This is a genomic window from Pelotomaculum sp. PtaB.Bin117, assembly GCF_002067195.1.
Classification (GTDB): domain Bacteria; phylum Bacillota; class Desulfotomaculia; order Desulfotomaculales; family Pelotomaculaceae; genus Pelotomaculum_D; species Pelotomaculum_D terephthalicicum.
In genome coordinates, this window is record NZ_MVQM01000149.1 from 1 (window position 1) to 8,905 (window position 8,905).

12 protein-coding genes, 2 pseudogenes and 1 other annotated feature are annotated in these 8,905 nt (G+C 45.7%); of the genes and pseudogenes, 10 read left to right on the forward strand and 4 right to left on the reverse strand.

What is annotated here, in order from left to right:
* The coding region (locus A4E54_RS10750; RefSeq protein ID WP_502687943.1) for an efflux RND transporter periplasmic adaptor subunit at positions 1–554 on the reverse strand (554 nt) is incomplete at its 3' end.
* 113 nt (positions 555–667) lie between these two features.
* Here A4E54_RS10750 and A4E54_RS10755 point away from each other — a divergent pair.
* On the forward strand, positions 668–1,369 hold the full coding sequence (locus A4E54_RS10755) for a MerR family transcriptional regulator (RefSeq protein ID WP_286726110.1): 702 nt from the start codon (positions 668–670) through the stop codon (positions 1,367–1,369).
* 18 nt (positions 1,370–1,387) lie between these two features.
* Here A4E54_RS10755 and A4E54_RS10760 read toward each other — a convergent pair whose 3' ends face one another.
* The gene (locus A4E54_RS10760) at positions 1,388–1,762 is read right to left on the reverse strand and encodes a helix-turn-helix domain-containing protein (protein WP_240084021.1); all 375 of its coding nucleotides are present in this window, start codon (positions 1,760–1,762) and stop codon (positions 1,388–1,390) included.
* Positions 1,763–1,917: 155 nt separating this feature from the next.
* Between A4E54_RS10760 and A4E54_RS10765 the strand changes: the two genes are divergently transcribed.
* The 6 genes and pseudogenes from A4E54_RS10765 to A4E54_RS10790 all read left to right on the forward strand — a co-directional run bounded on the left by A4E54_RS10765 (position 1,918) and on the right by A4E54_RS10790 (position 5,842).
* Positions 1,918–2,094 carry an aspartyl-phosphate phosphatase Spo0E family protein gene (locus tag A4E54_RS10765; RefSeq protein ID WP_240084054.1) on the forward strand — a complete coding sequence of 59 codons (177 nt, stop codon included), beginning with the start codon at positions 1,918–1,920 and terminating at the stop codon, positions 2,092–2,094.
* A 108-nt stretch (positions 2,095–2,202) separates the two neighbouring features.
* Positions 2,203–2,462, forward strand: a binding site (T-box leader).
* A gap of 118 nt (positions 2,463–2,580) precedes the next feature.
* Positions 2,581–3,726, forward strand: a pseudogene (locus A4E54_RS10770) (2-isopropylmalate synthase); the annotation flags it as partial.
* 92 nt (positions 3,727–3,818) lie between these two features.
* The gene (locus A4E54_RS10775; RefSeq protein ID WP_240084022.1) at positions 3,819–4,394 is read left to right on the forward strand and encodes an RNA polymerase sigma factor; all 576 of its coding nucleotides are present in this window, start codon (positions 3,819–3,821) and stop codon (positions 4,392–4,394) included.
* A 5-nt stretch (positions 4,395–4,399) separates the two neighbouring features.
* Entirely contained in the window at positions 4,400–4,831 is a 432-nt protein-coding gene (locus A4E54_RS10780) for a zf-HC2 domain-containing protein (protein ID WP_240084023.1), read from the forward strand.
* 53 nt (positions 4,832–4,884) lie between these two features.
* On the forward strand, positions 4,885–5,502 hold the full coding sequence (locus A4E54_RS10785) for a DUF2953 domain-containing protein (protein WP_286726112.1): 618 nt from the start codon (positions 4,885–4,887) through the stop codon (positions 5,500–5,502).
* Entirely contained in the window at positions 5,495–5,842 is a 348-nt protein-coding gene (locus A4E54_RS10790; protein WP_240084025.1) for a GerW family sporulation protein, read from the forward strand. Before A4E54_RS10785 ends, A4E54_RS10790 begins: the two co-directional genes overlap by 8 nt.
* Before the next feature lie 176 nt (positions 5,843–6,018).
* On the opposite strand, the pseudogene A4E54_RS10795 reads toward A4E54_RS10790, so the two are convergent.
* Positions 6,019–6,244: pseudogene (locus A4E54_RS10795) on the reverse strand (GIY-YIG nuclease family protein).
* 4 nt (positions 6,245–6,248) lie between these two features.
* Positions 6,249–6,728, reverse strand: a complete 480-nt coding sequence (locus A4E54_RS10800) for a DUF6530 family protein (protein ID WP_240084026.1) — start codon at positions 6,726–6,728, stop codon at positions 6,249–6,251.
* Between the two features lie 169 nt (positions 6,729–6,897).
* Here A4E54_RS10800 and A4E54_RS10805 point away from each other — a divergent pair, with 169 nt between their 5' ends.
* The 3 genes from A4E54_RS10805 to A4E54_RS10815 form a co-directional block, all read left to right on the forward strand.
* On the forward strand, positions 6,898–7,317 hold the full coding sequence (locus A4E54_RS10805; protein WP_240084027.1) for a Fur family transcriptional regulator: 420 nt from the start codon (positions 6,898–6,900) through the stop codon (positions 7,315–7,317).
* A 59-nt stretch (positions 7,318–7,376) separates the two neighbouring features.
* A complete protein-coding gene (locus A4E54_RS10810) occupies positions 7,377–7,922 on the forward strand; it encodes an NADH peroxidase (protein WP_240084028.1) in 546 nt (181 codons plus the stop codon).
* A gap of 158 nt (positions 7,923–8,080) precedes the next feature.
* Positions 8,081–8,905 (forward strand): transposase (locus tag A4E54_RS10815; RefSeq protein WP_286726115.1); only part of this gene is annotated, 825 nt, incomplete at its 3' end.

Sequence of the window (8,905 nt, forward strand, 5' to 3'; positions counted from 1 at the left end):
CTGGCTCCCTGGCCTTCGTTGTAGCCTGACTGGGCTTCATGGTACTTGGCCGCGGCTACCGATAATTGGGTGCCGGCGTCATCAAGCTGGGCTTTGGAGACTGCTTTGGCTTCGTATAAGCTTTTTATCCGGTCGTAATCCTGCTGGGCTTTCTGGTAGGCCGCCCCGGCTTGTTCAAGCAACGCCGCCGCCTGCTCAATACCGGCCCGGGCAGCTTCCGTCGCAGCGCCGGCAGCTTCCGCCTGCGCCTGGTAATCGGCTGGGTCGAGGGAGGCCAGAACCGCTCCTTCTTCCACTAAAGTTCCTTCATCCAGGACCGGACCTTGAATTCTGCCGCTTACCTGGAAACCCAGTTTCGCTTCCCGGCAGGGTATAACAATCCCGGTTAAACCGCCACCCGGCCGTGTTGTTTGAGACTGCACGGTCATTGTTTCCACGGCTCTGGGATTTGGCGCGTCGTTTTGCTCTTTATCCCTGCCCAAGGCAAAATAAACTGCTGTTACACTAAAGATGAGGAATACTATAGTGTAAAATAATTTATTTTTTTTCTGCATGGCTTTTACCTCAATATTTGACAAGTGTGAAGTTACACTTTATGCTTAAACTATAAATTTACTCCTTTGGGCTGTCAAGGATTTTTTTAGATAAAATTCCGGAGGGATGTTCAGTGACTGCAAGTTATCGCATGAGAGAAATAGTAGAAAAAACAGGTGAGAACAAGTCGACCATATTGCATTACATTCGGGTGGGACTTCTTCCCGAGCCTGTAAGGACTTCTAAAAACATGGCTTATTATCCGGAGACTTATGTCGAGTTGATCAATATCATTCGTACTATGCAGAGCAGGTTTTTCCTGCCGCTGCATGCCATTAAGCGCATCTTGGGCTTCATTGGACCTAATCCGACCGTTGATAGGGCTATGCACATGCATGAGCTATTATATAAGATGGAATATGCGGCACCCGATGACCTGGACCGGACATACAACCGGGAGGAACTCCTGAGAGAGACCGGCATGAAAAGCGGTGAACTGGCAAACCTGGAGCAGCTCCAGTTACTGGTCCCTTTTGAAAAGGACATGTACAATACAGATGACCTGGTGATAGCAAAATCCCTTATGAAGGTTAAGGAAAATAACATTTCCCTGCAGTCTCTCGACTTTCTGCCTGATCTGGTGGGGCAGCTGGTGGCGAAGTCTGTTGATTTTCGCGACCTGTCCATCAAGGGGTTGGCGGAAGAAGAGGAGTGGGAAATTACCCGTTTTTTGTCGGGCAATTTAATCGGATTTAACAATTATTTGATGCGCCGCTTTCTGTACCGGGAACTGAAGAAAAAGTGCAAGGCAGGATCCGTTGAAGTGGATCAGTGATTGTCGAGTAAAATTGTTCTATTCTTTTATATGCGGGAGGATAATCTGTACAAGCTTTTTAATAAGAGCTAATTCTTTTGGTGAGCATTTATTGAGCAAATTATTTAATTCTTTGTCCCTATTACGGTCAAATGTTTCATAAATATTACGGTCATCATGAACATAATAATTATAGAGTTCTGTTTTTCCGAAAACAAGGCAGTCTAAAGATATGTGCAGGCTATTAGAAATTTTAACCAGGGAGGGTAGGCTCATTTGCCGCTCGCCACGTTCCAGTTGCCCGAGGTAATATTCGGAAAGATCGATAATCTCTGCAAATTCTTCACGTGAGAGCTTGAGTTTTTCTCTTTCTTCCCTAATTCTCTGTCCGATGGCTCTGTTATCTATCTCCATTTTGGTTCTCCTTTTTCGCTGCAAGCTTTAAAATACTTTATCCAAATTTGCGCCGTATCTTAATTTGCCGACAGCATAAATTTATTATTTGCAATAAGCTAGTATTTATTGTAGAATTATGTTTGCGGTTATTTTTAGGAGGGGGTGTGAAAGTGATGGACATAAGAAATAGAATAGAGATAGCAAGAAGCATCCTTACTAACGCGGCTAAAATGAACGTTAGTAAAGAAATCCTCCTTAAAATAAGTAGAAAAATTGATAAATATGTTGTCGAATATTATCGGGAATGTGGTATTCAAGTAAAAAAAGATAATAAAAATGGAGGAGGCTAATCAGGGCTGGAGGGCCATTGACATTGTATTTGCTGGAAGGATAATACCCAAAGATATTTTTTATGTATTGACAGCAGAGCTTTTCAGTTGGTAAGATTCATATAATATGTAAAGACGATGAGAGGGAATAGTAAGTGTTTTGTAGCCGGGTCCAGAGAGCCGCCGGATGGTGCGAGGCGGCCGAAGGCTTAACGCTGAACTCTCCCTGGAGCAGCCGGTCGAAATCCATTGCGAAATTAGGTCCGGACGGAGCTTCCGCCGTTAAAAGGAAGGGGATATCGGACTTGTGTCCCGTATCCTTTTGAGTGAACGGCGCTTTGCGCTGTTAATTTGAGTGGTACCGCGGAGGTAAACCTTTCGTCTCGAAAAGAGGCGAAGGGTTTTATTAATTTATCGGGGGGTGGTGTTTGATGGAATCAGACCTTAGCGACCTTAGACAGTTAATCATGTATGCAAATAGTCAACTTCACAAGGGGGAAAATATTAATGCGAAGGCTATTTATCTTCGACACCACCTTAAGGGATGGGGAGCAGTCACTGGGGTTTACCTTGAATACTGCTGAGAAGTTGGAAATAGCGAGACAGCTTGTCAAACTCGGCGTGGATGTGATTGAAGCGGGTTTTCCGGCCTCTTCGCCCGGAGACGCGGATTCTGTACGTGCGATTGCCAAGGAGATCAGAGGTGTTTCTGTTTGCGGACTTACACGCGCTCTGGCAAGTGATATCGACTGCTGCGCTGAAGCCTTGCAGGCAGCCGAACACCCAAGAATTCACACCGGCATAGGAGTATCCCCGATACACATGGAGAAGAAGCTGAAACTATCACCTGAACAGGTTGTTGAGATGGCGGCGGCCGCGGTAAAGCACGCCAGGAAATACGTCGGTGACGTTGAGTTTTATGCGGAAGACGCTTTTCGCAGTGAGCGGGCTTTTCTCGTTACGGTTTTGGAAAAAGTGATCAAGGCCGGCGCTAATGTTATTAATGTGCCTGATACGGTGGGTTATGCCACTCCTTCCGAATACGAAGAGCTGATCTCCTATTTGATGGATAATGTCAGGGGGATTGAAAATGTTGTGGTGAGCGTGCACTGTCATAATGACCTGGGTATGGCCACCGCCAATTCGCTAGCCGGCATACTAGCCGGGGCAAACCAGATCGAGGGCGCTATCAACGGCATTGGCGAGAGGGCTGGAAATTCTTCTCTGGAGGAGGTCGTTATGGCCGTCTATACCAGGCGTGAGCAGTATGGGCTGGATATGAAGGTAAACACCAGGGAAATATCAGCTACTAGCAAGCTTGTGTCAAGGATTACCGGGATACCGGTACCGGCCCATAAAGCTATCGTCGGCGCGGGGGCGTTTATGCACGCTTCCGGTATCCATCAGGACGGTGTTTTAAAGGACAAAACGACATATGAAATTATCCGGCCGGAGATTGTCGGTATCGCCAGAAACTCGATAAGCTTAAGCGCCAGGTCAGGCAGACACGCGCTCAGACACTGTTTGGGAGAACTGGGCTACCAATTGAACCGTGGGGAACTGGAAGACATATACCAAAAATTTTTACGGCTGGCCGACCGGAAAAGGGAAATATTCAGCAGTGACCTGCGCGCTTTGATGGGGGAGACGGGTATTTACATTGATTGAAAATATTTTGTTATAAGTGAAACTTTATGAGAAAAATAGGTTAATAAATATATTGAAGGGCTTGAGGGGGAGCAACGGTGAACACCGACGCCGAGCAAAATTTGATCATCCGCTGCCGTGAAGGTGATGAAGGAGCCTGGCGATTATTATTAGCCCGCTACGAAATCTACGTATATCGGTTGTGTCGCCAAATCGGCGGCTCAAGCGAGGACGCTGTGGATCTCACCCAGGAAGCGCTTGTGAAGGTGCTGACCGGATTAGACAGCTTTCAGCTTGGCCGGCCGTTTAAACCCTGGCTTCGCCAGGTTACAGTAAATGCCTGCTTAAACTGTCTCAGGCGGCGTGCACCGGAGACAATTTCCCTAGAGCAGCCTGTTGCAGAAGACATAGTGCTTGGAGATACTATTGCCGGTAACACGGGCGACCCGGCACATGCCGCGGAATGGCGGGATGCCCGTGACGTGCTCCGGCAGGCGATGAGCAAGCTTCCCTACCAGCAGCGGTTAGTGCTTGTGATGCGGCACCAGGAAGGGCTCAGCTACGAAGAAATAGCGGCAGCCACGGACTTGCCGCTGGGTACCGTGAAGACGTATCTTTACCGGGCCAGGCAGCAGTTGAGGCGCAAACTGGCCGGTGTTTATGGATGGGAGTGAGAGCATTGAAGTGCAGTACGGAAGCCCTGCAAACTTTTCTGGACGGCGAGCTGGAATTAGCCGAGACAGAAGCTGTCCGCAGCCATCTCGGCGGTTGCCCTGCATGCAGACAAGAGCTTTCCAGACTGAGGCTGCTCTGGCTGGAGCTGGAACAGGAAGATGAGGTTGAGATACCAGCAGCCCTTCCCTTCATACGTCAGCAGGCTATTACTAAAGCCAGGGCAGCTGGACAGGACAAAATAGGAACATCAAGTGTCAGTCTCTGGAACGCCCAAAAGCTGGCCTGGCAACCGGTTCTTGCAGGAGTTTCCAGGATTCCCGGCACACGACAGCTGGGGCTATTGGCCAGGCTCGCGGGACACGGGCTGCCCGGTGCCATCAAGGGCGTTTCGTCTATGGCGGGTAAGATTATCGGCAAAAGGCGTGACCGGCATTGAGCGGATGGATGGTTTTAATCCTAATTCTGTTGTCGCTCGCTGGACTTTTAAGTATGCCGCTGACTTTTAAGGCCAGAGGACGGCTGTGTACGAAAGAACAACGGCTGGACATGAGGCTCGCTTGGGGGGGGAGATTGCTTGTCGCCAACATTGGAATAAACAGGGGCAAAGCATTATTTAGATTACGCCTTGCCGGTATAGCGCTCCCTGCTAACCGAAAGAATCCTGAAACTGTCAGGTTGAGGAAAAAAAAGGCAATAGCCGGGCGGAAGAAAGAGAAACATGGATTCAGCATCTTTACAATAAGCAAGATACTCAGCAGAAAGTTTTTAACGGTTGTTTCAGGTTTTTTAAAAAAGGTTTTTCGTTCCTTAAAAATCCGCCTACGATTAAGCGGTGTCTACGGCGCCGGCGACCCGGCCTTAACCGGATTGCTTGCCGGGCTTATCGCCGCGTTAAACACCGGCCGGGTCAGCCTTGAGCTGGATGCTGATTTCAGGGAGCCGGTCCTTGATATATCCGGGGAAACATCAGGCCGGATCATACCGGTTGTAATCCTGTGTCTTGCTATACGCTTTCTTATGTCCGAACCGGTCCGGAAGCTTTGGTGGGCCTGGCTGAAATTAAAATTCACCAGAAGAAAAATAAAGGAGGATGCGCAATATGTTTAAAGAAGACATTGAGTCCTTGGTGTCCCATCTGGAAAATCTGATCTCGACCAAGACTATTGTTGGTGAGCCGATTGTCAACGGCAATACAACCGTTATCCCTATCGTGACGGCCTCCGTTGGTTTCGGCATGGGCAGCGGTGAAGGTCAGGATGAGAAAAATCAAGGAGGCAAAGGCACCGGCGGAGGCGCCGGCATGAAACTTAGCCCCGCGGCGCTGCTCATCATTCAAGGGGATAATGTTCAGGTTTACTCTCTGTCCAGCAAAGGCAGTCTGGCCAAACTGGCGGAAATGATTCCCGAAGTGATTGGTAAGCTCAAGCCTCAGGGGAAAGTTGAATAGCATCCCCTGCATGAAGTTTATCAGTGAAGAGACTTTTTGCGGACCTTCCCCAATTGGAAGGCTCGGTAAACTGTGAAAAGTGATGAAAAACTGCAAGCAAAAGAACACCTTTTACCCATCTCCTATTTGGTAAGAGGTGTTCTTTCTTGAATTATTAACCCAGCGTATATTAATAATCATATTCTTTTTTTATAGTACTCCATATTTTCCGCAGCCAATTTTTCTTCCCAAATCATTTTTAGCAAAGCTAAATCTTCTGTATAGTCGGTTTTCGATTCATCCTTATCGTATTCAAGGCTCTCCAGGATTTCAATCGAGTTTAGAACGGATAATAAATATTCCCATCTGCGGTTTCATTTGCTTGTATAGCTCTCTCAGTTCTTTTTTTCTCCTTTTGTCCATGGGATTAATACCCCATCTCCTTTAGTATTCTTGATAAAGTACGCAAGCGTTCACCAATAAGCTCATCATCATTACTGAGAGCCTGGCAGAATAACTTAATATCCTCATCAATTTTCTCATTGTCGGTACATACAGCCACCGTTATAGCATCACCCTGTAAACCTATTCTGTCAATAACAGGTTTTCCGGGATCATATAGCTTTTCATACCGATAAGCCTCTTGAAAATGATGTTTTGCCCTACATACGAGAATTGCCAGGTCAAGCACACGGTGAAGCGGTAATTCCTCAGACTGTCTAGACCATTTTTCTCCTGTATGCCTCCATACTTTAGCAGATATATCTATCTTGCCCCGGTCATTCCACTGGGCTAATCCCAACGAGAGACCTTTTGCGTCGGTATTATAAGCGTATCGACCGTCGATATTTTCATAATTATCAGATACAATAACTGGTTTGTGTTTTAAAGCAGATGGTATTCTCATTATTCTACCTCCCGATATAGTAAATTAGTGATTTAGTAATTTACTAAGTTAATTATAAATCTTCCAACGCACTCTGTCAACTTATTAAAGAAATTTCTCAAAAACAGGTTGACAAAAAATGATTACTAAATTATAATAATTTTAAATTAAAAGGAGATATGATTTAGTAATGGTAATAAAAAAATTAAAGAAGCTGGGATTGAAATTAACCCCCCAGAGACTGGCTATATTAAATCTGCTTGAAGGTAATACAACACATCCGTCAGCGGAGGAAATATACAATCAGTTAAAGCCTCAGTACCCTTCATTGTCTCTAGCCACGGTATACAATACACTTGAAGTGCTGACCAAGTCGGGGGAATTGCAAGAAATCAGGATCAAGGCGGATAAAAGACATTTTGATCCAAACCCGGCACCTCACAGCCACTTTTTATGCAGGGTTTGCGAATCCGTTCATGATTTGGATGATGGTCTGCTGGAAATGCAAACTCCATTTAACGTTAACGGCTATCTGGTGGAAGGATATACACTTTATTTCTATGGAATTTGCCCGGGATGCCTGGAAAAGGAAAAAGGCAAAAACCGTTAAGCGATCGGGGAGCATAGTTTTAAAATACATTTTTAAAAATAACAAGGAGGTCAAATGCTATGAAAAAATGGCGCTGTACGGTATGTGGTTATGTTCATGAAGGGGAAGCATCACCGGAGAAATGTCCTAACTGTGAAGCTGTTAAGGAGAAATTCGAAATTTTGACCACATCCGGCCCGGACCTGGTGGACTGGAACAAAATTGGCGCGGCAAAAGGCACTGGTTTTGAAGAAGATTTGAACATGCAGTTCAGGGGAGAGTGCATGGAGGTGGGAATGTATATTGCCATGGCTCGCCAGGCTGAGCGCGAGGGCTATGTAGAGATAGCCGAGACAATGAAACGCATTGCCTGGGAAGAAGCTCATCACGCGGCTCGATTCGCCGAACTCCAGGGGGAAGTATTAAGTGAAAGCACAGAAGAAAACCTGAAGAAATTAGTGGATGGTGAAGCCGGCGCCAATCGCGGGAAAAAGGAAATCGCCACCCGTGCCAATAAGGAAGGACAGGACGCTATCCATGATGCCATTCATGAAGCGTGCAAAGACGAAGCCAGACATTGCATGGCTTTCTACGGTCTCTTAAAAAGGTATTTCCCCAAATCCTAGGACTAAGCAGTTCAAAATCCCAAGTTGATTTATAAATTAGGACACGGCCTTTTCAAGGTCAGTGTCCTTTTTCTTGTGGGGTCAGGCACCTAACTTATTAACTTATTCTTGAAAGACTGAACACATCCTGGTAGAATAGTAACGGGAGGTGCTAAATTTTGGCAAGAAAGCTGCGAATTGAGTACCCAGGTGCGTTATATCATGTTATCCAGCGGGGATTTAACAGGGAGAACGTGTTTGAACGCTCTGAAGATAAGTATTGCCTTATTGAATATTTTCGTAAGGCGGTGGAGTTGGACGACATTGAATTGTTCGCATATGTAGTTATGAGCAATCATTACCATCTCGCCCTGCGAACATTGTCAGTACCGTTGAACAGGGTGATGCACCGGATAAATACAAAGTACGGTATGTATTACAATAAAGCCATGGAAAGGTCAGGTCATATTTTTGAGGGGAGATACAAGGCTTTTCTCGTCCAGGACGATAGATATCTAATTTCTCTTGTTAAATACATTCACAGAAACCCGGTAAAAGCGGGACTCTGTTCGAGCGTACGGGATTATCTTTGGTCAAGTGACCATTTTTACAGGCAAATGGAACACGAATTTGTCAATTTTGGTTTATTGTTTGAGATGTTATCCGGGGACAGAGAGAGGTTCATGAAAGAGTATGATATTTTAATGTCTCAAGATGATGATACCGACTGCGAAGCAATAATTAATGAAGCAGTAATTAATAAGGTAGATTTTAAACCTAAAATGCCGGATGAAGATAAAAATCTAATCATTGAAAGAGAGACACTGGATGAAATATTAAAAAAGGCTGCTAATGATAAGGAGGAATACGAGTCTATCAAGAAGGGATCGAGGATGAGGAGGCTTACAAATGCCAAGTTGATTTACGCCATAGCTGCATATGAACAGGGATATTCAATGCAAGAAATTGCCCGCCATATTAATGTTTCTGCAACAGCAGTTTTT

Bases quoted from the DNA above. Each gene is read 5' to 3' on its own strand.
- A4E54_RS10760 (WP_240084021.1), bottom strand. From the start codon at position 1,762: ATGGAGATAGATAACAGAGCCATCGGACAGAGAATTAGGGAAGAAAGA.
- A4E54_RS10765 (WP_240084054.1), top strand. From the start codon at position 1,918: ATGGACATAAGAAATAGAATAGAGATAGCAAGAAGCATCCTTACTAAC.
- A4E54_RS10785 (WP_286726112.1), top strand. From the start codon at position 4,885: ATGCCGCTGACTTTTAAGGCCAGAGGACGGCTGTGTACGAAAGAACAA.
- A4E54_RS10790 (WP_240084025.1), top strand. From the start codon at position 5,495: ATGTTTAAAGAAGACATTGAGTCCTTGGTGTCCCATCTGGAAAATCTG.
- A4E54_RS10800 (WP_240084026.1), bottom strand. From the start codon at position 6,728: ATGAGAATACCATCTGCTTTAAAACACAAACCAGTTATTGTATCTGAT.
- A4E54_RS10805 (WP_240084027.1), top strand. From the start codon at position 6,898: ATGGTAATAAAAAAATTAAAGAAGCTGGGATTGAAATTAACCCCCCAG.
- A4E54_RS10810 (WP_240084028.1), top strand. From the start codon at position 7,377: ATGAAAAAATGGCGCTGTACGGTATGTGGTTATGTTCATGAAGGGGAA.